This window comes from Enterococcus asini ATCC 700915 (assembly GCF_000407365.1).
Classification (GTDB): Bacteria; Bacillota; Bacilli; order Lactobacillales; family Enterococcaceae; genus Enterococcus_C; species Enterococcus_C asini.
Genome location: NZ_ASVU01000001.1, coordinates 721,610 through 745,582, shown reverse-complemented (window position 1 = coordinate 745,582; position 23,973 = coordinate 721,610). Strand labels below are relative to the sequence as shown.

At 43.2% G+C, this 23,973-nt stretch carries 27 protein-coding genes and 1 pseudogene; 22 read left to right on the top strand and 6 right to left on the bottom strand.

Translation table 11 applies throughout. The annotated features are described in order from the left end of the window. Window positions 1–3 precede the first annotated feature (3 nt). From I579_RS03605 to I579_RS03595, 3 genes are read left to right on the top strand one after another with little or no spacing between them, the layout of a single operon-like run. Window positions 4–1,512, top strand: a complete 1,509-nt coding sequence (locus I579_RS03605; RefSeq protein WP_010752726.1) for a sugar ABC transporter ATP-binding protein — start codon at window positions 4–6, stop codon at window positions 1,510–1,512. 57 nt (window positions 1,513–1,569) lie between these two features. Further along, window positions 1,570–2,565, top strand: coding sequence for an ABC transporter permease (locus I579_RS03600; protein ID WP_010752727.1), 996 nt, complete (start codon window positions 1,570–1,572; stop codon window positions 2,563–2,565). Window positions 2,566–2,625: 60 nt separating this feature from the next. After that, window positions 2,626–3,663 carry a sugar ABC transporter substrate-binding protein gene (locus I579_RS03595; RefSeq protein ID WP_010755012.1) on the top strand — a complete coding sequence of 346 codons (1,038 nt, stop codon included), beginning with the start codon at window positions 2,626–2,628 and terminating at the stop codon, window positions 3,661–3,663. A gap of 80 nt (window positions 3,664–3,743) precedes the next feature. Here I579_RS03595 and I579_RS03590 read toward each other — a convergent pair whose 3' ends face one another. Beyond that, entirely contained in the window at window positions 3,744–4,913 is a 1,170-nt protein-coding gene (locus tag I579_RS03590; RefSeq protein ID WP_010752995.1) for an IS256 family transposase, read from the bottom strand. A gap of 307 nt (window positions 4,914–5,220) precedes the next feature. On the opposite strand from I579_RS03590, the gene I579_RS03585 reads away from it, so the two are divergent. The 6 genes from I579_RS03585 (at window position 5,221) to I579_RS03560 (ending at window position 10,149) form a co-directional block, all read left to right on the top strand. Next, window positions 5,221–5,997 carry a sulfite exporter TauE/SafE family protein gene (locus I579_RS03585; RefSeq protein WP_010755011.1) on the top strand — a complete coding sequence of 259 codons (777 nt, stop codon included), beginning with the start codon at window positions 5,221–5,223 and terminating at the stop codon, window positions 5,995–5,997. A gap of 31 nt (window positions 5,998–6,028) precedes the next feature. Then, window positions 6,029–6,226, top strand: a complete 198-nt coding sequence (locus tag I579_RS03580) for a hypothetical protein (RefSeq protein ID WP_010755010.1) — start codon at window positions 6,029–6,031, stop codon at window positions 6,224–6,226. A gap of 19 nt (window positions 6,227–6,245) precedes the next feature. Further along, window positions 6,246–6,737 (top strand): GNAT family N-acetyltransferase, encoded by a 492-nt coding sequence (locus I579_RS12465; RefSeq protein ID WP_010755009.1) that lies wholly within the window; start codon window positions 6,246–6,248, stop codon window positions 6,735–6,737. Beyond that, window positions 6,730–7,044 carry a hypothetical protein gene (locus I579_RS03570; protein WP_010755008.1) on the top strand — a complete coding sequence of 105 codons (315 nt, stop codon included), beginning with the start codon at window positions 6,730–6,732 and terminating at the stop codon, window positions 7,042–7,044. The genes I579_RS12465 and I579_RS03570 overlap by 8 nt, the downstream gene beginning before the upstream one ends. Window positions 7,045–7,210: 166 nt before the next feature. Continuing rightward, on the top strand, window positions 7,211–8,362 hold the full coding sequence (locus I579_RS03565) for a glycoside hydrolase family 88 protein (RefSeq protein ID WP_010755007.1): 1,152 nt from the start codon (window positions 7,211–7,213) through the stop codon (window positions 8,360–8,362). Window positions 8,363–8,373: 11 nt separating this feature from the next. Next, window positions 8,374–10,149, top strand: coding sequence for a glycoside hydrolase family 35 protein (locus tag I579_RS03560; protein WP_010755006.1), 1,776 nt, complete (start codon window positions 8,374–8,376; stop codon window positions 10,147–10,149). An 18-nt stretch (window positions 10,150–10,167) separates the two neighbouring features. Here the strand turns inward: I579_RS03560 and I579_RS03555 are convergent, their stop codons facing one another. Continuing rightward, on the bottom strand, window positions 10,168–10,875 hold the full coding sequence (locus I579_RS03555) for a GntR family transcriptional regulator (protein WP_010755005.1): 708 nt from the start codon (window positions 10,873–10,875) through the stop codon (window positions 10,168–10,170). Window positions 10,876–11,096: 221 nt separating this feature from the next. On the opposite strand from I579_RS03555, the gene I579_RS12610 reads away from it, so the two are divergent. From I579_RS12610 to I579_RS03530, 6 genes are all read left to right on the top strand, one after another. After that, a complete protein-coding gene (locus tag I579_RS12610) occupies window positions 11,097–12,035 on the top strand; it encodes a PTS sugar transporter subunit IIAB (RefSeq protein ID WP_010755004.1) in 939 nt (312 codons plus the stop codon). 16 nt (window positions 12,036–12,051) lie between these two features. Beyond that, window positions 12,052–12,855: a PTS mannose/fructose/sorbose/N-acetylgalactosamine transporter subunit IIC gene (locus I579_RS03545; protein ID WP_010755003.1), complete on the top strand. Its 804-nt coding sequence runs from the start codon at window positions 12,052–12,054 to the stop codon at window positions 12,853–12,855. After that, window positions 12,842–13,648 carry a PTS system mannose/fructose/sorbose family transporter subunit IID gene (locus tag I579_RS03540; protein WP_010755002.1) on the top strand — a complete coding sequence of 269 codons (807 nt, stop codon included), beginning with the start codon at window positions 12,842–12,844 and terminating at the stop codon, window positions 13,646–13,648. Before I579_RS03545 ends, I579_RS03540 begins: the two co-directional genes overlap by 14 nt. Window positions 13,649–13,949: 301 nt before the next feature. Further along, window positions 13,950–14,123 carry a TetR family transcriptional regulator gene (locus I579_RS12780; protein WP_010755001.1) on the top strand — a complete coding sequence of 58 codons (174 nt, stop codon included), beginning with the start codon at window positions 13,950–13,952 and terminating at the stop codon, window positions 14,121–14,123. Continuing rightward, complete coding sequence (locus tag I579_RS03535; protein ID WP_143139877.1) at window positions 14,104–14,364, top strand: hypothetical protein; 261 nt, start codon at window positions 14,104–14,106, stop codon at window positions 14,362–14,364. The genes I579_RS12780 and I579_RS03535 overlap by 20 nt, the downstream gene beginning before the upstream one ends. Before the next feature lie 237 nt (window positions 14,365–14,601). After that, window positions 14,602–15,222, top strand: coding sequence for an FMN-dependent NADH-azoreductase (locus I579_RS03530; RefSeq protein ID WP_010755000.1), 621 nt, complete (start codon window positions 14,602–14,604; stop codon window positions 15,220–15,222). Window positions 15,223–15,642: 420 nt separating this feature from the next. On the opposite strand, the gene I579_RS03525 is transcribed toward I579_RS03530, so the two are convergent. Next, window positions 15,643–16,806 carry an ROK family transcriptional regulator gene (locus I579_RS03525; protein WP_010754999.1) on the bottom strand — a complete coding sequence of 388 codons (1,164 nt, stop codon included), beginning with the start codon at window positions 16,804–16,806 and terminating at the stop codon, window positions 15,643–15,645. A gap of 255 nt (window positions 16,807–17,061) precedes the next feature. Here I579_RS03525 and xylA point away from each other — a divergent pair, with 255 nt between their 5' ends. Both xylA and xylB read left to right on the top strand, forming a co-directional pair. Continuing rightward, a complete protein-coding gene (gene xylA / locus I579_RS03520) occupies window positions 17,062–18,369 on the top strand; it encodes a xylose isomerase (RefSeq protein ID WP_010754998.1) in 1,308 nt (435 codons plus the stop codon). Window positions 18,370–18,433: 64 nt separating this feature from the next. Beyond that, entirely contained in the window at window positions 18,434–19,915 is a 1,482-nt protein-coding gene (xylB, locus tag I579_RS03515; RefSeq protein ID WP_010754997.1) for a xylulokinase, read from the top strand. 66 nt (window positions 19,916–19,981) lie between these two features. Here xylB and I579_RS03510 read toward each other — a convergent pair whose 3' ends face one another. Continuing rightward, the gene (locus tag I579_RS03510; RefSeq protein ID WP_010754996.1) at window positions 19,982–20,827 is read right to left on the bottom strand and encodes an HAD family hydrolase; all 846 of its coding nucleotides are present in this window, start codon (window positions 20,825–20,827) and stop codon (window positions 19,982–19,984) included. Window positions 20,828–20,997: 170 nt separating this feature from the next. Between I579_RS03510 and I579_RS03505 the strand changes: the two genes are divergently transcribed. From I579_RS03505 to I579_RS03485, 5 genes and pseudogenes are all read left to right on the top strand, one after another. Beyond that, entirely contained in the window at window positions 20,998–21,399 is a 402-nt protein-coding gene (locus tag I579_RS03505) for a VOC family protein (RefSeq protein ID WP_010754995.1), read from the top strand. 106 nt (window positions 21,400–21,505) lie between these two features. After that, on the top strand, window positions 21,506–21,904 hold the full coding sequence (locus tag I579_RS03500) for a MerR family transcriptional regulator (RefSeq protein WP_010754994.1): 399 nt from the start codon (window positions 21,506–21,508) through the stop codon (window positions 21,902–21,904). Beyond that, a pseudogene (locus tag I579_RS03495) lies at window positions 21,901–22,234 on the top strand (carboxymuconolactone decarboxylase family protein). Before I579_RS03500 ends, I579_RS03495 begins: the two are co-directional and overlap by 4 nt. After that, complete coding sequence (locus I579_RS03490) at window positions 22,227–22,622, top strand: cupin domain-containing protein (RefSeq protein WP_010754992.1); 396 nt, start codon at window positions 22,227–22,229, stop codon at window positions 22,620–22,622. Before I579_RS03495 ends, I579_RS03490 begins: the two are co-directional and overlap by 8 nt. Before the next feature lie 9 nt (window positions 22,623–22,631). Continuing rightward, a complete protein-coding gene (locus tag I579_RS03485; RefSeq protein ID WP_010754991.1) occupies window positions 22,632–23,225 on the top strand; it encodes a histidine phosphatase family protein in 594 nt (197 codons plus the stop codon). A 6-nt stretch (window positions 23,226–23,231) separates the two neighbouring features. On the opposite strand, the gene I579_RS03480 is transcribed toward I579_RS03485, so the two are convergent. Continuing rightward, window positions 23,232–23,519 (bottom strand): hypothetical protein, encoded by a 288-nt coding sequence (locus I579_RS03480; RefSeq protein ID WP_010754990.1) that lies wholly within the window; start codon window positions 23,517–23,519, stop codon window positions 23,232–23,234. After that, window positions 23,516–23,824 carry a hypothetical protein gene (locus I579_RS03475; protein WP_010754989.1) on the bottom strand — a complete coding sequence of 103 codons (309 nt, stop codon included), beginning with the start codon at window positions 23,822–23,824 and terminating at the stop codon, window positions 23,516–23,518. Before I579_RS03475 ends, I579_RS03480 begins: the two co-directional genes overlap by 4 nt. Window positions 23,825–23,973: the final 149 nt, after the last annotated feature.

Genomic DNA, 23,973 nt, shown 5'->3' with positions numbered 1-23,973 from the left:
TCAATGGGTGATGAAGTTTTATTCTCAATGAAAGGCATTGATAAGAGTTTCGGTAAGGTTAAAGTTCTAAAAAAAGCCCAGTTAGAAGTTCGTAAAGGCGAAATTCATGCTTTTATGGGAGAAAACGGGGCAGGAAAATCGACCTTAATGAATATTCTGGCCGGCCTTTTGGAGAAAGATGCAGGGACAATTACCTTTGAAGGTAAAGAAATACCTAAAATGACTACCGATCTAGCAACTGAGCTAGGAATTGGTTTTGTCCATCAAGAGTTAAACTTAGCAGAGGACTTATCCGTGGCGGAAAATGTTTATATCGGTCGTTTACCTTATAAAAACAATTTTTTAGGAATTGTTGATTTTAAGAAATTAAACGAAGATACACAATACTGGTTGAATATGGTGGGAGCCAAAGTAGCACCCACAGATATTGTCAGTTCCCTTTCAACAGCCAATAAGCAACTAATAGAAATTGCCAAGGCTTTAAGTTTGAATGCGAAAGTGATCATTTTTGATGAACCGACCACATCTTTATCGGATAAAGACGTAGAAGTATTGTTCATTATCATTCGTCGTTTAAAAGAAAAAGGATTCTCGAGTATTTATATTTCTCATCGAATGAAAGAAATATTTGAATTGGGAGAACGCATTACGATTATGCGGGACGGAGAATTTATCTCAACAAATAATGTGAAAGATCTGTCTGAAAATCAAATTATTTCGATGCTAGTCGGTCGGGAAATTACTGATTTATATCCGAAACAGCCAACCAAAATAGGATCAACCTATCTTAAAGTCGATGGTTTGTGTGATAAGTTCGGAAAAGTAAAGGATGTTAGCTTTGAAGCAAGAGCAGGTGAAGTTCTGGGTTTTGCAGGATTAGTGGGAAGTGGTCGAACAGAGACAATGCGCCTGCTTTTTGGAGCGGATCACCTGAAAAATGGCGAAATCACGATCAATGGTAAAAAGGTTCGAATTAAATCTCCTGAAGATGCGATCAAGCAAGGAATCTGTTTGCTAACAGAAGATCGAAAACGACAAGGACTATTACTTAATCTATCAATTAAGGATAACATTACAGTTACGTCACTGGATAAGATGGTTACCCATGCTCAAGAATTGGCTGATGTAGCAAATAAATTTGTTAAAAAAGTTAATATCAAAACTAAAGATATTGAAAATCCAGTCTCCAGTCTGTCTGGAGGAAATCAGCAAAAAGTTGTTTTAGCCAAGTGGTTAAATACGAAAAATGAAGTGTATATCTTTGATGAACCTACAAAAGGGATTGATGTCGGAGCCAAGTCTGAGATCTATGGAATTATTAATGACTTAGCGAATCAAGGGAAGACCGTTTTAATAGTATCATCTGAGATTCCAGAATTATTAGGGATTTGTGATCGTATTCATGTCTTCCAAGAAGGGACCATTTCAGGAGAACTGGTAGTTTCAGAATATGCGGATCGAAAAGATGAAGCTCAGGAAATGATTATGAAATATGCAGCAATTGAAGACTGATGAGCTTGTTTTTCCTCTTTAACAATCAATAGTAAGCAAGACGATAGGAGCAGAATTATGGAAAATTCGAAGAAAATAGCAACTGAAAATAAGATGAAGAAAAAAATTGACCTAAAAGCATTGTTTATGAATTACTCCGTATATCTAGTGTTGATCGTTTTAGTAGTTTATTTTTCAATAGCGAATGCAGATTTTCTGAGCACGTATAATATGGAAAATTTTTTACAACAAATTCCTCCAGTTGGGATTCTAACCGTAGCTTATGCCATGATCTTAATTTGTGGCTATGTTGATTTATCTATTGGTTATGTGGGGATGGCAGCAGGTATGGTAGGTCTTTATTGTGCCAATCTTGGCTTCAATCCAATCTTAGTTGTGTTAATTTCTTTACTCGTTGGGGCAATATTGGGAACCTTTAATGCGTTGTTGATTAAAAAATTTGATCTTCCTTCTTTTATCTTAACTTTGGGTACGAGTTATGTAATTAAAGGAATGTTGGGATTTTTTACAGATGAACAGTTTATCGGTTCAGAGCAAGAATGGTTTAATCGCCTTGCTAAGACACCAATTGGAACTGATGTATTTAAAAGTAATGCGCTTATCTTTGTCATTGCAATCATAATTGTTACGTTCATTATGAAAGGGACGCGATTAGGAAAATATACTTATGCGGTAGGCTCAAACCCAGAAGCAGCAAGATTATCTGGAATAAACACAGATCTACATGTTGTTAAAGTATTTATTATTGAAGGTATGCTAGCGGCAATTGCTGGCTTACTAATCGTTTCCAACTTGAATGGTGGTGCTTCTAAAGATGCCAACGGACTAGACTTGTTTGCCATGGCTGCTGCAATTATGGGGGGAGTATCATTTAGTGGTGGTATTGGAACAATCGGTGGTGCTGTTGCAGGTATTTTAACATTACAGGTTTTCAAAAATGGCTTAACGTTAATGGGCGTAAACTCCTTTTTGCAAGATACTGTAACCGGGTTAGTTATCATCCTTGCCATCATTATCGACTACTTGAAGAGAAAAGCTGGGCGCCAATCTTAACCAATGAAAAAATTTCATGTGATATGAAATTTTAAATAAAACAATAGAGGAGACAAAAAAATGCTAACGAAGAAAAAAGGTATACTAACTGGGTTACTCGTAGTAATGATGTTGTTTGTGGCAGGATGTGGTAGTAAAGAGTCAGCTAGTGGTGATTCTAAAAAATCTTTGTATTTTATTCCGATTGTGGATACTGGGGCGTATTGGAATCCGATGAAAAAGGGTGCGGAAGATGCGGCTAAAGAACTAGGATACACGTTGATCACTAAAACTTCTCCTTCAGCAGAGCCAAGTAAAAAAGAAAAACATATTGGATTTATTAAAGAAGCTACGGCAAAAGATGTTGCGGGAATTGCAGTTGCTCCAATTGAGAAAAAAGCTTTCAAAGATTCAATTAAAACTGCTGTAGATAAGGGAATCCCAGTGATTACTTTCGATGCGGATCTAGAGAATGAAGCAGATCGCACTGCATATGTTGGTACTGATAATGTATCTGCTGGTAAAGAATTAGGGAAGCAAGCAGCAGAAGAAATGAAGGCAAAAGGAATCACCGGTGGATCAATTGCAATTGTTTGTGTAGATGTGGCTCAACCAACAATGATTGACCGAGAAAAAGGGCTAAAAGAAGGATTTGAAGAGGTTTATGGTAAAGATGCCGCAAACTTTAAGTTTTTGGCAACTATTCAGGATAACGACCAGCCTTCAGAATCAAAAAAACAATTGGAAGGCTATATTTCTGCAAATAAAGACCTTGTAACAGTCTTTTCTTTAGGATCTGAAGGACCAGATGTTGGGGTAATGAGTGCTTTAGAATCTCAAGGCAAGGCGGGAGAAATTCTTCACTATGGTTTTGATTATACTGATACGTGGTTAAAAGGAATTGACGATGGTCGTATCACTGCTATAGTAGATCAAGATGCTTATCAAATTGGGTATCAAGTAATTGAAAATCTAGCGAAAGCAGTGGAAGGCGAAAAAATTGATACCACTATTCCAATTGATGTGAAGTATGTTAAAGCAGCTGATTTAGAAGCATATGGTAAGGAAAAGAGCAAAATTAAGACTGATACTATTGAAAGTACAGAAGAATCAAAATAATTTTAATTCAAATTTATAATTAATAATCCGGTAGCGTCAAGAATTATGTGTAAATGGAAAATCCATTCCGTTAATTACAGTTAAATCATTGACTCTAATGTATCCTGAATTTCTTTAAATCCTTTGTGAATCCTGCCTAAAAATTTTTGGTTATATTGATTAAATTGCGACACTAAAAATCTTTCTAAAGAGTCTTCATTTGGAAATTGTTCTTTTCTTCGAGTATACCGTTTTAATTGTTTATTAAATCCTTCGATTAAGTTCGTTGAATAGATGGTTCGTCTGATAGTGGGAGGAAAATTATAAAATGTGACTATGGCAGGATTCAAGAGCAGATTGACAACTCTTGGATACTGCTTTCCCCATTTTTTGACCATAAAGTCCACTTGAGCCAATGCCTCTTCTTTAGACGTTGCTTGGTAAACCGCTTTGAACTCCTCACAAATTTCTTTTCGATCTCGAATACGCACTTTATGTGCGATATTTCTAGATACATGTACACAGCATTGTTGAAATTGTGCATTCGGATACACACTATGGATACTTTCTTCGATACCACTTAAACCATCGGTTACCACTAATAAAACCTCTTCTAACCCACGGTTTTTAAGATCTTGAAGAACCTCTTTCCAAATATACGCGGATTCCGTTGGGGCGATAGTGAACCCAAGAACTTCTTTGGTTCCATCCAATCGGATACCAATCGTAATGTACACGGCTTCTTTTGAAACGGTTTGTCTCTTCAAAGGAATATGTGTCGCATCCATAAAGATAACGGAATAACTGGCTTCTAACGTTCTTTCTTTAAATGCTAAAACGTCTTCAGACACGAGTTTACTCATGTTGGAGATCGTTTGTGGCGTATAGTGATGCCCATACATTTTTTCAATTAATTCGGAAATTTCAGCCATCGTAATGCCTTTTTGAAATAATTGGATAACGGTCGTTTCTAACGAATCATTGGTTCTCTTATATGCTGGGAGTGTTTGTTGAGAAAATTCGCCATTCCGATCTCTAGGAATAGTTAAATTTAGCTCTCCATATTCTGTTTTAAATGTACGTGAATAATTCCCGTTACGGGAATTTCCTGAATTGAATCCATTTCGATCATATTTTTCGTAGTCTAAAAAAGCAGTTAGCTCTGCTTGTAGAAGTGAATTAATCGCTCGTTCTAAATGATCCCGAAATAATTCATCTAAATCGCCTTTATTGAGTAGTGTTTGCATAATTTCTGTAGTAAAATTAGTCATGAGAAAGTCCTCCTATAAAATTTCGGTGTCGTAACTTTAATTTTACAGAATGGACTTTCTCTTTTTCTACCCTAAATTTCTATTTACACAAAATATTTTACACTCTCAATAATCCTTGTACCGTTAATTAAAAGTAGACTAATAATCTATCTTTTGATTGACGGTACTTTTATGACTTGACTGTGTTTGAAGCGCGTTCAAACACAGCTGGTTTTTTCTGTTCCTAAGTGTCATTCCGCTCATTCCCTAGCTTTAATTCCCCCTGTCTCGTATAATAATAGGCAGAGTAGAAAGAGTGAGGCAGCGTATGACGGGAGTTTTGTATTTCATCATCATTATTTTGGCAAACACGGTAGGCGCTATTTCCGGCATGGGCGGTGGCGTACTGATTAAACCAGTGTTCGATGCCATCGGCGCCCATTCGGTACCGGCGATTACCTTTTATTCCACAGTGGCGGTCTTAACCATGTCTGTGGTATCCACTTTGCGTCAGCGCAAGAATCTGGTCATTGATTATCCTGTGGCTGGGTTGATTTCTTTAGGGGCAATCATCGGTGGGATGTTGGGAAACGTGGTCTTTGAAAGCTTGCTGAACTGGTTAGTGGTTGAAAAGTCCGTGCAGCTGATCCAAATCGTCTTAACGATTGTGACCATTGGTATCTCCTATTTGGTTTCAGAGGGCAAGTGGAGTTTGCACTTAAAAGGCTGGTATTGGTACAGTCTGATTGGTTTATCTTTAGGCTTTTTGGCTAGTCTCTTAGGAATTGGCGGTGGGCCAATCAATGTGGCTATGTTGCTACTGTGTTTTGGCATGCCCATTAAATCCGCTACGGTGTACTCCATTATCACGATTCTTTTTTCCCAGTTGGCGAAGATTCTTACGATAGCGAGTACCACCGGTTTTGGTCGCTATGACTTGAAGTTGTTGTATTATGTGATTCCGGCAGCGGTGATTGGGGGCTTTTTAGGAGCCTTACTCAGTGGTCGCTTAAAAGATCAAAGTGTCCGTCGGGTCTATCAAGTAATCTTATTTTTGGTTTTATGCATAAATGGGTACAATGGTATCCAGATTTTGCTAGGTTAAAGAATAAAGGATGAAAAAGGAGGAGCGTCCCATGAAAAAACGCAAACGTCGCCTGATGAAAGTCGATCAGCGCATAGTTTTACCCTTGTCGGATGAATTTGTGGCCGCTCTCGCTTTAAAAGAAGGCGCCATTGTCGAAATCGACGAAGAACGTCTGGCGCAAGCGATTCGTGAATTATCCAAAGAAGATATCCTTCACGAGGTGCTCCAGCGGGCACTTGTGGAGTAAGACAAAAGGAGACAGCACAGTGAACATCAGACAAGCAACCCCCAAAGATTATCCGGCAATTGCGGCCCTAATCACAGAAGCTTTCCAAACCGCGCGATTAGCTGATGGCAAGGAACAAGAATTTGTGGCCTCATTGCGGCTTTTGCCTACCTATCAGCCAGAATTGGAATACGTGGCGGAAGTGGGTGACCGCTTAGTGGGTCATGTTTTATTGACTCATTATGAAGAAGCGGAGACCCAAAGCCTTTTGGCGCCTTTATGTGTGGCCTTCGCTTATCGCAATCAAGGAATCGGTACCCGTCTGTTACAGCAAGCTTTTGCCACGGCGCAAACGTTGACGGCACAACCTTATTTGGTTTTAGGGGCTAGTCAATCGTTGCTAAAGGACGGGGCTGTGTCTTTAGCTGCGATTTATCAAAGGGGAGCTACCAGTTGGGAATCTTGTACAGTGGGGCAAGAAATCAAACCATTGAGCTCTGTGGCGCTGAAAGGAAGTTCAGAACATGTATAAGGAACAATTTGAAGCACTGCAGCTAAACGTGGTGGAATTACCGGTGGAGCTAGAAGAGGGACTACCGGTGTATCGGGGCTTTATCCGGGAACTGCCTTTTTTGGCGGGAAGTGGCTATTCTCTACAGGAAATGTACCGGCAATTGGCGGAAGCTTATCAGCTTTACTGGGAGCAGCAGCAGACTCAACAAGAAGAAAAAGAAGCTGAGGAACAAACCACCTCGTTACTTTCTTATGAAGACATTTTGAAATACTATGATGGGGAAACCTTTGACGGGTTTGCCATTTCCACAGACGAGGAAGAGTAAGTTCCTTACTGAAACTACTAGCTAGTAAGAGGCGTTTTTGCGATTGTTTGAGCGATCGCAAAAATGCCTTTTTTGTGATTTCCCAGAAGAGGGGTCGCTTTTTTTAGTGGAGTAGAGTATACTAAACACAGTTAATATGTTAACAAGTTAAGGAGGCTGCTACAATATGTTGGCAAAAGAGCGCTTGATTGAAATTGGTAAACTCATCACGCCCCAATGGTTAGAGGATCAACGGGCGGCTTGTATTCGAAAAATCGCAAAGAACATGGAACGCTATGGCCAAAACTTCCCTTCGGCATCGGCTATGAATGGGAAATATCGGCTAAAGGCCAATGATGACTGGACGAATGGCTTTTGGACGGGGATGTTATGGTTGGCTTATGAATGGACCAAAGATGACGCCTTTTTAAATCGGGCGGAAGAAAATCTGGACAGCTTCCAGCAACGGCTAACGGATCATTTTGTTTTGGATCATCACGATATCGGCTTTTTGTACAGTTTGTCTGCTGGGGCGGGCTATCAAATCACTCATAAAGAAGCCTACAAAAATCAATTGCTACAAGCTGCAGACGTCCTGTTGGCTCGCTTCCAAGAAAAAGGCGGCTTTTTGCAAGCCTGGGGTAAGCTTAACGATCCTGGAGAATACCGCTTGATTATCGATTCTTTGATTAATTTGCCACTGTTGTTTAAAGCCAGTGAGCTTTCAGGCAACCCTCGTTATGCAGAAGTGGCCAAAGAGCACTACCACACCTTGATTAACACGGTGATTAAACCAGATGGAACTACTTATCACACGTATTATTTCGACCCTGCCACAGGGGCACCTAGTCATGGGGCCACTCATCAAGGCCACGGAGATCAATCTATCTGGGCCCGGGGTCAAAGCTGGGGCGTCTTGGGGATTCCCTTAAATGAACGGTATGTTCATAGCCAGCCTTATCCAAGTATTTATCGGCAAATCGTGGATGTCTTTTTGGCAAACTTGCCACAAGACTTAGTTCCTTATTGGGATTTTGATTTTAATGACGAACATCCTGCAGAAAAAGATAGCTCGGCTTTGGCCATTGCCGCTTGCGGTTTAATCGAAGCCAGCAAACAAGAGGCGTATCCTGATGTGCTAGCCTTGGCAAAAGGGATGGTGTATCAATTGGCCAGCCATTATTTTGCAGAAGAGGAAGAAAATGAAGGCTTATTGCTCCACGGGGTCTACGCTCACGGGGAAGGCAAAGGGGTGGACGAACCAAACCTTTGGGGAGATTACTTCTATTTTGAAGCGTTGACTCGCTTGTCGAATCCAGATTGGGAAATTTATTGGTAAGGAGAACATTCATGACAACCTTTGAAATAAAAGAAGATTTTATGCTGAATGGTCAGCCTTTTAAAATCATCAGCGGGGCGATTCATTACTTTCGCTTGCCTACGAGTCAGTGGGAAGACAGCCTGTACAATCTAAAAGCGCTGGGGGCAAATACCGTGGAGACTTACTTACCATGGAATATTCATGAGCCTGCTGAGGGTGTTTTTGATTTTGCTGGTATGAAAGATGTGGAGGCCTTTGTTTCCTTGGCGCAACGCTTAGGACTATGGGTGATTTTGCGACCTTCCGTTTACATTTGTGCGGAGTGGGAATTCGGTGGTCTACCGGCGTGGCTCTTAAAGGAAAGCGGCATTCGCTTGCGTTCCACCGATGAGCGCTTTATGAGTCGTGTGGCCAATTACTATCAAGAATTACTACCCCGTTTAGCGCCATTACAAGTGACCCAAGGCGGGCCGGTACTCATGATGCAAATCGAAAACGAGTATGGTTCTTACGGTATGGACAAGGAGTATTTGAAAGCTACCAAAGCACTAATGGAAGCCGGGGGCATTGAGGTGCCATTATTTACCTCAGATGGTGCGTGGGAAGAAGCGCTAGATGCCGGGACGTTAATCGACGAGGATGTCTTTGTTACAGGCAACTTCGGCAGTCGCTCCAAAGAAAATGCCGCAGTCTTGCAACAATACTTTGCCGACCATGGGAAAAAATGGCCTTTGATGTGTATGGAATACTGGGATGGCTGGTTTAATCGTTGGGGAGAACCGGTGATTAAGCGGGACCCGGCGGACTTAGCCATGGAAGTCAAAGAAATGCTAAAACTAGGTTCGGTGAATTTGTACATGTTCCACGGGGGGAGCAACTTTGGTTTTTACAACGGCTGTTCCGCCCGGGAAGAAAAAGATTTGCCCCAAGTGACTAGCTACGATTACGATGCCTTGTTAACCGAAGCAGGGGAGCCTACCGAAAAATACTATCTGGTACAACAAGCCATTAAAGAAGTGTGTCCCGATGTGTGGCAAGCAGAACCAAGAACGAAAACCTTGAAGAATCTGGGGCGTTATCCGATCAATAAGAGCGTGTCATTCTTCCAAACAAAAGAACAAATGATCACGCCAGTGGCCTCTGCTTATCCTCAAACCATGGAACAATTGGACGCCAACTACGGCTATCTTTTGTACGACATGGAGTTGAAAAATTATCAGCGGGAAAACAAATTGAAAATCGTGGAAGTCAGCGACCGCGTACAAGTTTTCGTGGATGGTCAATTACAAGAAGTGGCCACCACGGCTTTGGGGTCAGAAATGATGTTACAACCGGGCGACCAAGCGACCATGGAAGTAGCGGTATTGGTGGAAAACCAAGGCCGGGTAAACTATGGCTACAAGTTTAATAATCCTAGTCAAGCCAAGGGCATCCGTGGCGGAGTGATGCAAGATATTCACTTCCATCAAGGCTATCGCCACTATCCATTGACCTTAGACCCGGAACAAATCGATAAAATCGACTTTACTGCCGGGAAAAATCCGCAACAGCCATCGTTTTATGCCACTGATTTTACGTTAGAAGAAGTGGCCGATACCTTTATCGATTGCTCTGCTTATGGCAAAGGCGTGGTCTTAGTCAATGGCTTTAATCTCGGCCGCTATTGGAGTAAAGGGCCGATTCACAGCTTGTATTGTCCAAAAGACTTCTTGAAAGTCGGAGCAAATCAAATCGTGATCTTTGAAACTGAAGGGGTGGAATTAACCGCTGTAACCTTCTCAGAAACACCAATTTGTGACGAATAAAAAAATCGGAGTGGGAGCTTATTCAGCTTCCACTTCGATTTTTGTTTTAAAGTATTTCCAGTGTTTGTAACTAATGATATACTCGGCCACGCTACCATCAGGCAGATAGGTATGCTTCACTTGCTTCACGGCAGGCTCACGGAAGCTTAGGTGCAAGCGATTTAAGATCCGAGCGTCTTCAGGAAAGACGATTTCGTTGGTTTCCACCGAAGCCATGGTAAATAAATCGATGCCGAAATCTTTACGAATCCGTTCGTACACGCTGGCGTATTGCATAAGCTCCTTTTTCAAAGGTTGCTGCACCAGTTTTGGTGGCAAGTGGGTGATGTGAATCAAAAAAGGAACATCGCCGAAATAACGGACCCGGGTAATCCGGAAGTAGTGCTCTTGTGGGGTCAAGCCCAACTCTTTAAGAATCTCCGGCTCGTTTTCTTTTTCAATCGACAAAACTTCTACTCGTTCACTATCCAAGGAGTGCAATTCAATATCGGAGAATTTTACGCTTTGGGAGACCTTGGATTTCGAGACGAAGGTACCCTTGCCTTGGATCCGATAAAGATAACCCGCGGCAGTCAATTCATTTAGCGCTTTCACGGCGGTGATGGAGCTAACGGCGTATTTGCGCTTGATGTCCGACTCGGAATAAAATTTGTCTCCCGGTGTAAAAGTGTGGTTCTTGATTTCTGCTAATAAATCTTGTTTAATCTGTTCATATTTTGGTAACAAAGGGGTTCACCTCCCAATCAATCTGCTCTTTTAAGGATAACATGTCAAGTCAATGGAAGCAATTTCTCCAGGGGGGAAATTACAAAAATGCGGGTTTTTTGGAGAAATTATAATATATTAAGATGTTAGGTTTACCTGGGGGTTAAGATGTGGTATAGTGGGTTTGTTCAAAAGATGATATGTTAAGTTAACAAAGTGAAATGAATACGGGAGGGAAAATGATGGAAAACATCGTATTGGTCAGCCATGGCCAGATGGCAGCTGGTGTGAAAGCCACCCTAGAGATGATCGTAGGGAAGCAAGATCACGTATATGTCGTTTCATTAAAGCCAGACGGAGATGATCGTCAGTTCGAAGCCGATTTACAAGCAGAAATGAAAACCCTTAACGGCTCGACTTTAATCATTGCTGATCTGCTAGGAGGGACCCCGTGTAACGTGTCCCTGCGGAATTATTTGGAAGATGATCAGGTGGCAATCCTAGCGGGGATGTCGTTGCCTTTAGTAATTGAAGCAACCTTAAATACCCAAGCAACTCCTGCTGAATTGGTCAAAGCGGCCAAAGGAGCGGTGGCAGACGTGAAAGTAGAAATGTCAGCGACCACTGAGGAAGTGGTAGAAACTACGGCAGCTGCACCGGCAACAGATGATTTGGCTCAATACCAAGCTTATGCAGGGAAAGCCAATATCGTCAACGTCCGGATTGATGAACGTTTGATTCATGGTCAAGTGGCGGGAATCTGGTCCACTAGCTTGAATACTCAACGGATCATCGTGATTAACGACGAGGCGGCAAAGGATCCTTTGCAAAAATCTTCTTTGCGAATGGCAGCACCGTCCTCCATGCGCTTGTCCGTTTTAACCGTGGCAGAAGCAGCGAAAAATGTCCAAGCCGGCAAATACGGCGCTCAACGGATTTTTCTACTATTTAAAAACCCAACAGATGTCTTGCGCTACTTGGAAGCCGGTGGTGAGTTGACTACGGTAAACGTCGGCAACATGAGCTACAAAGAAGGCACCAGAGAAGTCACAAAGAGTATCCAAGTGACCGAAGCAGAAGAAGCGGTTTTTGAAGACATTGCCAAACGTCAAATCAAAATCACGGCACAACGAGTACCAAACGATCCAGTCGTAGATTTTATGGAAAAACTACGGAGCTAAGAAGGAGGAAGCAATCATGCATTTAGCAGTTTACCAAATTATTTTGATTACGATTTACTCGTATATTTCCATTAATGATTCATTTATTTCAAATACATTGACCCAACCAGCGATTGCCGGGATGGTTTCTGGTTTGATTATGGGGGACTTAGAACTTGGTTTGATGGTCGGTGGGACCTTACAGTTGATGCGTTTAGGGATTGCGGCCTTTGGGGGCGCTTCGGTACCGGATTACTTTACCGGGGCGGTTTTGGGGACAGTCTTTGCGGTTCTTTCCGGTAAAGGTGCGGAATACGGGATTGGGTTAGCAGTGCCTGTTTCGCTTTTGATGTTGCAACTAGACGTAGTCGCTCGTTTCTCCAATGTCTTCTTACTTCACCGGGTGGACAAAGCCATCGATGAAATGAAAGTTAATCGGATTCCTCGCTTGGTATTATCCGGTTCTGTATTGTGGGGCTTGTCTCGGGCGATTCCGATTTTGCTAATGCTTTTAGCAGGGGATGCTGTAGTAACTACCGTAACGGACAACATGCCGGAAGGGTTGATGAACGGTTTGAAAACAGCCGGTGGGGTTATGCCGGTAGTCGGGATTGGGATTTTGTTGCGCTATTTGCCAACCAAACAGTACATTCCTTTCCTATTGGTCGGATTCTTCTTGGCGGCTTACTTGCAAGTACCAATGCTTGGGGTTTCCATCGTTGGTGTCGTAGCCGCAATGTTGATCTTTGCAAAGGATAAAGAAAAAGCTAACGCAAGTGACGCTGCCCAAGTGACCACAAACGCAGGAACTTTTGAAGGAGGCATTGATGGTGATGAGTAATCAAAAGATCACGAAAAAAGACTTAAACCAAATCAGCTGGCGCTATATTTTAGGAAGTCAGTTAAACTGGAACTATGAACGGATGATGAGTTCTGGTTATCTATACGGGATTTTGCCAGTCTTGAAAAAATTGTACGGCCATGACGAAGCACAAATGCAAGACATGATGCGGGTCCACAATCAATTCTTTAATACCAATGCGATTTTTGGGAACTTGATCATGGGGATTGACGTGGCCATTGAAGAACAAGATGGCTACAAATCAAAAGACACCGTGGCCGCTTTGAAAACCGCTTTGATGGGTTCTTTGGCCGGTGTAGGGGATTCCTTGTTCCACGTTATTTGGGGCACGATCTTTGGTTCCATCGCCGGAACTTTGGCTCAAAGTGGTTCCATTATCGGTTGTGTCATCTGGATTATTGCCAACGTGGCATTGCTCTTCGGTCGGGCAGCGTTATTGCCACTGGGGTATAACCAAGGGGTAAAATTGGTTACGACTTTGAAGAACCAACTTTCCGCTTTCACTAATGCCGCTACGGTTTTAGGGGTTACCGTTATCGGTGCTTTGATTCCTTCCGTGGTAAAAGCTTCTGTACCTTTCGTTTACAAACACGACGGAGTGGAATTAGTCTTGCAAGATACATTGGATTCCATCTTGCCAGCTATGGTACCCGTTTTATTGGTTGCTTTGACATACTGGATGCTAGGCCAAAAGAAATTGAACTCAACTCGGGTAATCTTGATTATCTTAGTTCTTTCCATTGCTTTGAGTGCACTAGGTATCTTAGCGTAATCATAAATACAAACGTTCCAGGCGTTTATCCGCCTGGAACTTTTTGTGTTAATGGGAAAAAAACGTGATTTTTCATCAAGAAAGCCTTGAACTTTTATTGAAAAATGATGAATTTGGTTGAAATACTGAAGCTACCTAAGTAGAATAAAAGAGAAGGCCCCTGTGCTACTCATGGGAACATTTGAAAAAAGAGATGGAAAAGGGGCGCAAATGCATATTTACGTGTGAAGCAAGCGGGGCGGTAAAGCGATTTACCGGATTTTAAGAGCAAGCACGTGAGTTGAATCTTGGAGGGTGGCCTATGAGAAGAGTTGTGTACACGCGACGAATGATCTTGTCCCAGACGAAACGCTATATCATCCAAAATGGCTTTCGCAATGTTACCGCAAGAAATTTGGCTGCATATATGGAAATGAGTACGCAGCCTCTTTACAAACAGTTTGACTCCATTTTTTTTGACAAAGAAGCGAGATGACAGTGTCGCGGAATGTGTCAATCAGTGTTCCTACGAGCTGTTTAAATCTCTTTGTAATGTTGAGGAGAAGGAAGGCAATCCTGATTTAAAAGAAGCCCATGATGCCTTTTTAGCGCTTTTAATCGGAGCCACGGTTTGGCAAAAGCAACAAAAAAACCACCACGCATCAGTAGAACTAGGTAGTTTATTGCAACCTCAGCTAAACCAATTAGTCACAGTTAATGTGGAAAAAACGCACTAAGGCCATTGCTTGTGAGGGAAATCGCTACTGATTTCTAAAGGGCTGAAGCCGCCTTTTTAAGAGAAAAATAGCGTAAGAGTACCAGTTAAAGAGAATACCAGTGAAATCGGGCCCACAGCGGGTCCGATTTTTTTAGTGGGTATGTGAGCAGATTAGTTGAGCCCCTTTCGAAAATAGTGTACCTTACATTTTGTAAGTAAAACAAACTATCGATCAGAAAAAAAGGAGCGCAACAACATGAGCAATATTTTAGTCGTAAAAGCCAATAATCGTCCGGACGGTGTTTCTACTGCAATGTACAACACCTTTATGGAAAATATCGATCAAACAACCAATAATGTGACGACTTTCGATGTCTTCGCACAAGAAATGCCTTATATCGGCCAAGACTTATTCAACGCTTTTGCCAAAGGGGCAGAAGGAGAAGCGTTAACTACAAAAGAAGCAACTTTAATGGCAGTCCGCCAAGAAGCGATGGATAAATTCGCTGCCGCTGATGTGATCGTCTTCGCCTTCCCAATGTGGAACTTGTCCATTCCAGCCGCATTGCATACTTATATTGACTACATCTTCCAAGCTGGTTTCACTTTCTCTTACAATGCAGACGGCTCCATGAACCAACTGCTTAAAGATAAGAAAATCATCTTGTTAAACGCTCGGGGCGGGATTTACTCCGGCGATGCTAGCGTTATGGAAAACTCCGTTACGTATATGGAAAAAGTTTTCGGTGGCATGTTCGGCATGGAAATCACCGATGAAATCATCATCGAAGGCCACAATGCCGATCCAGCACAAACAGAAGCAATCGTGACTGCCGGTATGGAAAAAGTCGCTGCATTGGCAAAATCTATCAACTAAGCCAGACTTAGGGATTAAAAACAGGACTTTGTATAAGTAATTTTCAAGTAGTAAACAGCGAACGGGCTTAACTGTTATTAATAAAAAATATACAGATAAGGAAAATCTATGACATTCGTTGTGTCAGAGTCTGAAGAGAGAACATTACCATACGTGTAAAGAGAAAAAGTAGGGCTACGCTCCTTGCAGTCGCCTAGTACAGTTGAGCTAAGCAAAAACCGCTAAGTTCAACTAGCAATTACGCTGACTTAGCTTGATGTAATCAAGGTTAGTCAGCGTTTGAAATTTTTAGCAATGAAAAGAAGGCTGTCTTCCAATGTTTCTATTGGAAGATAGCCTTCTTTTGCTTGCGTCTCACGTTTGGTATTGTTCGGTTCGCAGGACGGTGACTCAACTACCGACACAGTCCGTTTTAGTTTTTTAGCTATTTGTTTCGGTGAAGCGGACTTGTTCGATGGCTAAAAAGTGTTGCAAGTTCAAGACCAAACCACCGAGTAAAGTCGCTTTTTCTTGCAGATGGCTGTTGCGTAAAATGACTTTTTTAGCGAAATGGCTGTGTAAAGAGTCCTGAAGTAGCGCAATCATTTCAGGGATTTCTCGGTATAGGGAACTGTTTAAGACGATGACCTTGGGATCGTAGTGAGCGATCAGATTGTTGATGCCGATGCTTAAGTAGCGGACGTTTTCCGCCACCACGGCTAAGGCATCTGCATCTTGATTGCGGTAGTACTCCCGCAGAATGATGGCATTGACATATTCCATGGCTTTAATCGTAGCAAAATGCTCGAAGCAGACTTTATTGGCAGCGTACATTTCCAGACAGCCGTGATTGCCACAGCGGCAAGGGGTACCATCTAAGACGACGATTTGGTGTCCAATTTCGCCGGCAACACCATGGGAGCCTACTTGCAGATGGCCGTTTTGTACGATTCCGGACCCAATCCCACTGTGCATGTTAACGCAAATCAGACTAGAGGAGGTGGACGTGAAGCTGTATTCCCCTAGGGCCGAGAGATTGGCTTCATTCTCAAAGTAAACTGGGTAGTCGGTCAGGCTTTCGGCTATTTGCCGGAAAGGGATCTGGTCTAAGTTATAGTGTGGGGTAAAGAGAATGTCCCCATGAAAAACTGGCCCGTGAACGGCGATAACCACTCCGACAACTCCATAGACGGTTTCGGGAGCTACTTTGCTAAAGGTATTGAAGATCTCTTGAAAATATGTTTGGATGGTATCTTCATTTAAAGGGATCGGCTTTTCTTGAATTATAGCAATCTCTTCCCCATCTAAGTAGCTTAGCAGACCATTAACATAGTTATAGCCGACATCGATGGCAATAGAAAGGCCTGCTTGTCCATTGAATTGGAGGTTAATGGGTTTTCGTCCCCCCACATTACTGGATTCACCAATACCGGTTTCAATCACCAATTGGTCTTCAATGAGTTTTTTGATGATGCCGGAAACGGTGGCTTTGGTAAGGCCTGTCAGGGTGGCCAGATCCGCCCGGGAGAGATTTTGTTGATTCATGATGTATTCCAAACACAGGGTTTCGTTCGCTGTGCGTGGGGAGTAGGCTAATAATGTCATAACCATCGATTCCTTCACGTTAATTTAGTTGATAAATTTACTTCTTTTATTGTATAGGGAATTGGCTTTTTTTGCCAGTCTTTTTTCTGAATGAAGAGAATAGCCGAAAATGCTACTCCTGGTAAGTTTAGCAAGGAATAAAAAAATTCTAGTTTTTCTCTTGACCTTTTGATTGTAAGCGACTACAATGTTCCTGTAGAGTTAGTTCGTAAAAAGAACGAACTAATAAAAACCTTTATTTAGGAGGAATTAGGAATGAGTTATTTTCCAAATGTAGCGAAGATTCAATATGAAGGAACCAAAACTAAAAATCCCTTTGCTTTTCGTCACTATAACCCTGAAGAAGTGGTTGCCGGCAAAACCATGAAGGAACATTTGCGTTTTGCAGTAGCCTACTGGCATACCATGACGCAAGATGGTAGCGATCCTTTTGGTAATCCTACAAACCAACGGACTTGGTTTGGCGCTACTGAAATGGAAACGGCACGCAATCGCGTAGAAGCTTTCTTTGAAATTCTGGAAAAACTAGGGGCAGAATACTTCTGCTTCCATGATGTAGATATCGCTCCTGAAGGGGACAGCTTGGAAGAATTCTATCAAAACTTAGATGAAATCACAGACTTGATTAAAGAACACATGGATCGTACTGGGATCAAATTGTTGTGGAATACCGCGAATATGTTTAGCCATCCCCGCTATGTAAATGGGGCAGCTTCTACGAATAATGCGGATGTCTTCGCTTATGCGGCAGCTCAAGTGAAAAAAGGTTTGGATATCTCTAAAAAACTCGGCGGTGAAAACTATGTCTTCTGGGGCGGTCGTGAAGGCTACGAAACCTTGTTGAATACTGACATGGGCTTTGAACAGGATAATATTGCTCGCTTATTCAAAATGGCGATTGCTTATGGTGAAAAAATCGGCCACAAACCACAATTCTTATTGGAACCAAAACCAAAAGAACCAAGCAAACACCAATACGACTTTGACGCAGCGACAACTTTGCAATTCATCCAAAAATATGGCTTAGAAGGCGACTTCAAGCTAAACTTGGAAGCAAACCATGCGACGCTAGCAGGGCATACCTTCGAGCACGAAATCGAAGTGGCACGAATCAATCATGCGCTAGGTTCACTGGATGCTAACCAAGGGGATGTGCTTTTAGGCTGGGATACAGACGAATTCCCAACAAATGTTTACGATGTGACCTTGGCCATGTACGGTGTCTTGGAAAATGGCGGGATTGCACCAGGGGGCATTAACTTTGACTCGAAAGTTCGTCGTTCCAGCTTTGAAATGGAAGACTTATTCTTGGCGCATATTGCCGGGATGGATACTTTTGCTCGGGGCTTGAAAGCAGCGGCAAAATTAAAAGAAGACCGTTTCTTCGATGATTTGAAAGAAAAACGCTATGCTAGCTTCCATGAAGGCATCGGTGAAAAGATCATCAGCGATCAAGAAGACTTGGAAAGCTTGACCGAATACGCGTTAGGTTTGAAAGACATCAAAGTCGAATCCAGTCATATTGAGTACGTGAAATCTTGCTTAAACGACTACTTGGTTTAAAAAAATAATGACAGAAGGAGGGTAAGCCTGGGTTTATCCTCCTTTTTTAAAGAGGTGGAATACTATGTACGTAATCGGACTTGACCTTGGGACTAGCGCATTGAAAGGACTTGTGGTCGATCAATCGGGAAAATTAGTGGCTGAAGCGACAGAAGGCTATCCTCTGTCCACGCCACAAGTGGGCTTTAGTGAACAAGATCCTAATGATTGGTTGCGGGCAGCCGATCAAGTGCTTACAGATTTAATCAAGCAACTACCAGAGTTGAAAGAACAACTGGTAGGAATTAGTTTTTCCGGTCAGATGCACAGTTTGGTCTTATTAGATGAAGCCAATCAACCATTACGGCCAGCGATTTTATGGAATGATGTGCGGACCACAGCGCAGTGTCAAGCTTTGACGGCGGAAATCGGGCCCATGGTTTTAGACCATACGAAAAATGTCATTTTAGAAGGCTTTACCTTGCCGAAAATCCGTTGGGTACAAGAAAACGAGCCGGAGATTTGGCAGCAAGTGAAGCAAATCCAATTGCCAAAAGACTACTTGCGCTTTTGGTTGACTGGGAAATTCCACATGGATTACTCCGATGCGGCGGGAACACTGCTATTAAATCAAGACACCCAAGAATGGGATCAAGAAATCTTAGAAGCTGTGAACATTGATCCGACGATTTTACCGCCACTGGTTGCTTCAACGGCAGTTGTAGGCACGGTGAAACCTGAGCTGGCAGAGTGCTTTGGCTTTACCCAAGCGGTCCAAGTGATTGCCGGTGGGGCGGACAACGCCTGTGCCGCAGTGGGGGCCGGAATTGTTGCACCAGGGGTTGGTATGTGTTCGATTGGGACGAGTGGTGTCTTTTTGCGCTATGAAGACAGCGCCGCAAAAGAGTACGCTGGGAAGTTGCATCTATTTGCCCATGCGGCGGAAGAAGTGGCGTATTCCATGGGGGTTACTTTAGCGGCGGGAAGCAGCTTGTCTTGGTTTAAGGATACCTTTGCCCCAGAAGCCTCCTTTGAAACCTTGCTAGGGGAGATTGCCAGTGTAGCGCCTGGGAGTGATGGTCTGCTCTTTACGCCATACATTGTTGGGGAACGGACCCCGTACAGCGATAGCAAGATTCGGGGAAGCTTTATCGGCATGGATATTCACCACCGGTTGTCCCATTTTGCCCGAAGCGTGCTAGAGGGGATTACTTTCTCTTTGAAAGATTCTCAAGAAATTATGGCTCAGGCCACCAATGAAGGTCTGGCAAAAATCGTCTCTGTAGGGGGCGGTGCGAAAAACAAAGAGTGGTTGCAAATGCAAGCCAACATCTTCAACACACCAATCACCACCTTGACTACGGAACAAGGACCGGGTATGGGAGCAGCCATGTTAGCTGCGGTAGGTTGCAATTGGTATCCGAATGTGGCCAGTTGTGCCGCGGATTTTGTCACTTATGCTGGAGAGTACCTACCAGATCCTACTGTGGTGGCCGCTTATGAAGAAGTTTACCGGCGTTATCGGATGGTTTATCCGGGAACAAAACCGATTTGTGATGCTTATTAAAAATGTTTCCCGTGAAACATTTTGCGAAAAAAAGGCGCTGAATCAAGGGTTGTAAGCCCCCTTGATTCAGCGCTTTGGTGTTTCTTGGTCCCGTTGCCGATGGTTTAAGGTCACTAATTTATCCACTAGTGCCATTTTTCGGAGAATCGTTTGGCAGATTTCATCTAGCTCGCTACCTGCTTCGTAATTAGCCGGGGTAATGAAGTCCACTCGCCGGTCGGTTAGAAGGTCCACGACTCGTTCTTTGTTCTCATAGACGGCAATGGATTGACCACCGTTGACTTTGACAAGCTTCATACAAGGGACATCCGTTAAGCCGTCGCCGATATAGATCATATTGCGAAACGGAATTCGGCGATCCCGATCTTCGAGAAATTCATTTAAGGCCTCGTCGTCGTTCATGGGCAAGACCCCTTTGTTAATGCGAAAGAGAAACTGGGTTTTGTTGGTGTAATTCACCGTTAAAGCGGGCCAGTCTGCGTTACCGGCTTCGTCGTAGTGAAATTCGCAAGCGTAGATTTTTTTGAATTCTCCATGAATCGGGGTGCCTTCGATGATTTCTGTCAAGCCACTGGAGATGATGTAGTGCTCGATTTCCAGACCCAGTTCGGCACCGAGGTCATTCATTCGTTTGAACCAAGTGGTGACACCGGGGAAGAGTTCCACGTCTTTGCCTAAAGCGACGAAATCTTCACGGCGTAAGGGCAGTCCTTTGGCATTAGCGGATTTAATCATATGGTACAAATAAGAGATGATGTGATCCATGTGTTCGGTTTCCGCCAAATGAGCCACTTGTTGCCAAAAGGTCGCGGCATCCACGCCGAGTTCGGGGATAAAGGAGTATTCCTGCATATCCCGAGTGCACAAGGTCCGATCAAAATCGTACATGAATGCGATGATTGGTTTTTTCATGGGAGAGCCTCCTTTTTGCCTATTATACACCAAGCTTCTCGCCAATCCGGGAAGAAAACCAGAGACTAACCAAAAAGCTTCACTTTTTCAAAAGATTGAGGCCGCCGAGTTGGTTAACTGGCATCTGAAGCGTTTTCGTGAGAAGATACAAGAAAGTGAGGTGAATAGTAATGGCGACGATGGTCTTTGCCAATTTTCCTGTTGCTGATTTACAGGCATCCACCGAATTTTACACGAAGCTGGGTTTTACGCAAAACAAAGACTATTCCGATGAACGGGCCAGTGGTATGGTTTGGGATGATCATTTTTGGGTGATGCTTTTGACCCGGGATTATTATCAGGAATTTATCGGATTACGCAGTGTGGTTGACCCTAGTAAGATGAGTGGGGCGCTAATCGCATTTAGTCTGGAAAGTGCCCAGGCGGTTCGGGATTTTGCCCAAGCAGCGAAGGATAATGGCGGTTCATACTACAAAGTCGAGTCAGGAATTTCAGAAGATGTGATGGTTGGTTTTGAAGTAGAGGACTTGGATGGAAATATCTTGGAGCCGACTTGGATGGCGAATCCATAAATAAGCAGTGCGATTGTCGAAAGGACACTTTCGGCAGTCGTTTTTTATTGCCTTGGAGTCGACTTCAAGGTTTATACTGAAAGGGTAAGTTAAAGGAGGCGGCAAGATGAATATCAAAGAGGTCAGTGAAAAATACGAAATTCCCGCTGATACGTTACGCTACTGGGAGCGCATTGGGGCGATTCCTCCGGTGCAGCGTTCTGCTTCTGGTTATCGTGATTATGATGAAGAGGATCAACAGTGGGTTTATTGGACCAACTGTATGCGTAAAGCCGGGGTTTCTCTGGAGCGGATTGTGGAGTATATCGATCTCTTTAAGGCAGGGGACCAGACGATTCCTACCCGAAAAGCTTTGCTAAAAGAGCAGTTGGCGGTAATCAAGGAACATCTGGCGGAGATTCAAAAGATGTATGATGCTTTGGATGAGAAAATCACCCACTATGAAGAGCACATGTTGGAGTACGAAGGAAAGCTAAAAATTCGAAAGGAAGAGACGCTTAAATGAAGAAAGTTACGGCAGGAAGAGAGCAATTAGGCGACTTTGCTCCTACCTTTTGTGGCGTTAAATGACGATGTTTTGTTCGGAGAAGTTTGGAGTCGCGAGTCCCAGCTGGATGCCCGGGATCGTAGCTTTGCGACGATTACCGCTTTAATGAGCATGGGAGCTTTTGAGCAGTTGCCTTTTCATTTACAAAAAGCGAAGGAAAATGGTCTAACCCAAGAGGAAGTTGCGGAATTAATCACCCAGTTGGCCTTTTACATTGGCTGGCCGAAAGCTTGGTCTGCTTTTGGAATTGCTAAGGAAGTCTATCAAGGAGGAGAGCAAAATGAATAAAGAAGCAGTTGATCAACTTTTTAAAGCTGGGGAGCCTAACCCCTATGGTGAATTCTTCACGGGTCAAACCTTTTTAACCAATCTTACGGACACGCCAGATGGGAGTGCAGGAATCGGGGTTGTGACCTTTGAACCAGGAGCGCGAAACAACTGGCATATTCACCATGATGGGTATCAGATTCTATTGGTTACCGGTGGACTGGGCTGGTACCAAGAAGCGGGCCAGCCTGCTCAGGCCCTTAAAAAAGGGGATGTCGCGGTGACCCATGATGGCGTTAAACATTGGCACGGAGCCCAGGCCGATAGTTGGTTTGAACACATTGCTATCACCGCTGGTACACCGGAATGGCTAGAAGCAGTGAGTGATGCGGAATACACGCAATTATAGGAGGAATCTATGAAACGACTTTATTTAACCCGTCATGGAGAAACCTTGTTCAACCAACTACATCGCATTCAAGGAGCTAGTGACTCGCCCTTAACCGAAAAAGGAATCGCTCAGGCAAAAGCCGCCAGAGGGTTGATAGCTGGGGTGGAATTTGACCATTATTACACCTCTACCCAGGAGCGGGCGGTGGACACATTGGAAATCATGACAGAGTACCAAAAGGACTACCGCCGATTAAAAGGCTTGAAGGAATTTGACTTCGGCGTTTTTGAAGGACAAAGCGAGCAGCTGAATCCTAAGGTTGATCCTACAACGGGCTATGGAGATTTCTTTGTGCAATACGGCGGTGAAAGTTCCCACGGAGTTGGTCAACGAATGAATGAGACGTTATTGCAAATCATGCAACAGCCGGATCATCAACAAGTCTTGGCCGTTTCTCACGGTGGGGCGATTTACAATTTTGCCCGGATTTGGTTGGACACACAAAAGGAATTAGGACATGGCTTTCGCAATTTAAGCACGATTGTGATGGATTTTGATCCTACAAAAGAGCAGTTTTTCTTTGTGAGATTGCTGACTTTGGCCGAGGTTGGTTTTGGGTAAGGGGACTTAATCGGTTTTAGAGGTACCTTTTTCAAGCTGGCAGTAGAGATTATGACTTCTGGGAAACTCTTTAGCGATTAGCTTTTTGAGTAACTTCAAGGCTTCCGACAAAGGTAAATTGGGATAAGTAGCATTCGTAAAGCCGGCTTCGATGATCGTCACCGTGTCTTCTTGTTTGATCAGCTTAATGTGACGGTCTTTTTTAAAAGACATTAGAAGAAGTTGCAAGGTATCCTTGTGTTTAAGCTGCTGTTTGGCCCAAGAGTGGGCGGCTTGTTTCGTGATTAGTTTCATGAAGAGCTCCTTAAAAAGCGCAAGACTTCGCGATCAAAATGGACTTTTCGTAATGTCTTCGTCAAATAGAGTGCTTGAATTTGATTGGACTCGTAACGATAAGCCAGCCGATAAAAATCAGCACCGATGTGCACTTTTAGTTCATAAAGATGTTGGCTACCGGCCACAGGCTTGATCTTGGGAGAGCGCTGCGCCACATAGATTGGCAATTTGGTTTGAATAAAGTCCAGAAGTTTGGTTTCTTCGGTGGGCTTTGTAAAAAAAGTGGCAATAAATGGGGTGTAACTGGTAGCAATAGTCGCCATCTGCATGGACTCCTTGTTCGTTTTTCTTCACTTTAGCACAGTTTGATACTTTTGGGCAGAATGATAGAAGCGTTTGAAACTTTTCAGAACGTTTCGCTTTTCAAAAAAATCTTTTATGCTATGATAGGAACGTATCAAAAATTAAATAG

What these genes read in the sequence shown, in the direction of transcription:
- I579_RS03605 (WP_010752726.1), top strand. Translation starts at nt 4, where the DNA reads ATGGGTGATGAAGTTTTATTCTCAATGAAAGGCATTGATAAGAGTTTC.
- I579_RS03600 (WP_010752727.1), top strand. Translation starts at nt 1,570, where the DNA reads ATGGAAAATTCGAAGAAAATAGCAACTGAAAATAAGATGAAGAAAAAA.
- I579_RS03595 (WP_010755012.1), top strand. Translation starts at nt 2,626, where the DNA reads ATGCTAACGAAGAAAAAAGGTATACTAACTGGGTTACTCGTAGTAATG.
- I579_RS03590 (WP_010752995.1), bottom strand. Translation starts at nt 4,913, where the DNA reads ATGACTAATTTTACTACAGAAATTATGCAAACACTACTCAATAAAGGC.
- I579_RS03585 (WP_010755011.1), top strand. Translation starts at nt 5,221, where the DNA reads ATGACGGGAGTTTTGTATTTCATCATCATTATTTTGGCAAACACGGTA.
- I579_RS03580 (WP_010755010.1), top strand. Translation starts at nt 6,029, where the DNA reads ATGAAAAAACGCAAACGTCGCCTGATGAAAGTCGATCAGCGCATAGTT.
- I579_RS03570 (WP_010755008.1), top strand. Translation starts at nt 6,730, where the DNA reads ATGTATAAGGAACAATTTGAAGCACTGCAGCTAAACGTGGTGGAATTA.
- I579_RS03565 (WP_010755007.1), top strand. Translation starts at nt 7,211, where the DNA reads ATGTTGGCAAAAGAGCGCTTGATTGAAATTGGTAAACTCATCACGCCC.
- I579_RS03560 (WP_010755006.1), top strand. Translation starts at nt 8,374, where the DNA reads ATGACAACCTTTGAAATAAAAGAAGATTTTATGCTGAATGGTCAGCCT.
- I579_RS12610 (WP_010755004.1), top strand. Translation starts at nt 11,097, where the DNA reads ATGGAAAACATCGTATTGGTCAGCCATGGCCAGATGGCAGCTGGTGTG.
- I579_RS03545 (WP_010755003.1), top strand. Translation starts at nt 12,052, where the DNA reads ATGCATTTAGCAGTTTACCAAATTATTTTGATTACGATTTACTCGTAT.
- I579_RS03540 (WP_010755002.1), top strand. Translation starts at nt 12,842, where the DNA reads ATGGTGATGAGTAATCAAAAGATCACGAAAAAAGACTTAAACCAAATC.
- I579_RS12780 (WP_010755001.1), top strand. Translation starts at nt 13,950, where the DNA reads ATGAGAAGAGTTGTGTACACGCGACGAATGATCTTGTCCCAGACGAAA.
- I579_RS03530 (WP_010755000.1), top strand. Translation starts at nt 14,602, where the DNA reads ATGAGCAATATTTTAGTCGTAAAAGCCAATAATCGTCCGGACGGTGTT.
- I579_RS03525 (WP_010754999.1), bottom strand. Translation starts at nt 16,806, where the DNA reads ATGACATTATTAGCCTACTCCCCACGCACAGCGAACGAAACCCTGTGT.
- xylA (WP_010754998.1), top strand. Translation starts at nt 17,062, where the DNA reads ATGAGTTATTTTCCAAATGTAGCGAAGATTCAATATGAAGGAACCAAA.
- xylB (WP_010754997.1), top strand. Translation starts at nt 18,434, where the DNA reads ATGTACGTAATCGGACTTGACCTTGGGACTAGCGCATTGAAAGGACTT.
- I579_RS03510 (WP_010754996.1), bottom strand. Translation starts at nt 20,827, where the DNA reads ATGAAAAAACCAATCATCGCATTCATGTACGATTTTGATCGGACCTTG.
- I579_RS03505 (WP_010754995.1), top strand. Translation starts at nt 20,998, where the DNA reads ATGGCGACGATGGTCTTTGCCAATTTTCCTGTTGCTGATTTACAGGCA.
- I579_RS03500 (WP_010754994.1), top strand. Translation starts at nt 21,506, where the DNA reads ATGAATATCAAAGAGGTCAGTGAAAAATACGAAATTCCCGCTGATACG.
- I579_RS03490 (WP_010754992.1), top strand. Translation starts at nt 22,227, where the DNA reads ATGAATAAAGAAGCAGTTGATCAACTTTTTAAAGCTGGGGAGCCTAAC.
- I579_RS03485 (WP_010754991.1), top strand. Translation starts at nt 22,632, where the DNA reads ATGAAACGACTTTATTTAACCCGTCATGGAGAAACCTTGTTCAACCAA.
- I579_RS03480 (WP_010754990.1), bottom strand. Translation starts at nt 23,519, where the DNA reads ATGAAACTAATCACGAAACAAGCCGCCCACTCTTGGGCCAAACAGCAG.
- I579_RS03475 (WP_010754989.1), bottom strand. Translation starts at nt 23,824, where the DNA reads ATGGCGACTATTGCTACCAGTTACACCCCATTTATTGCCACTTTTTTT.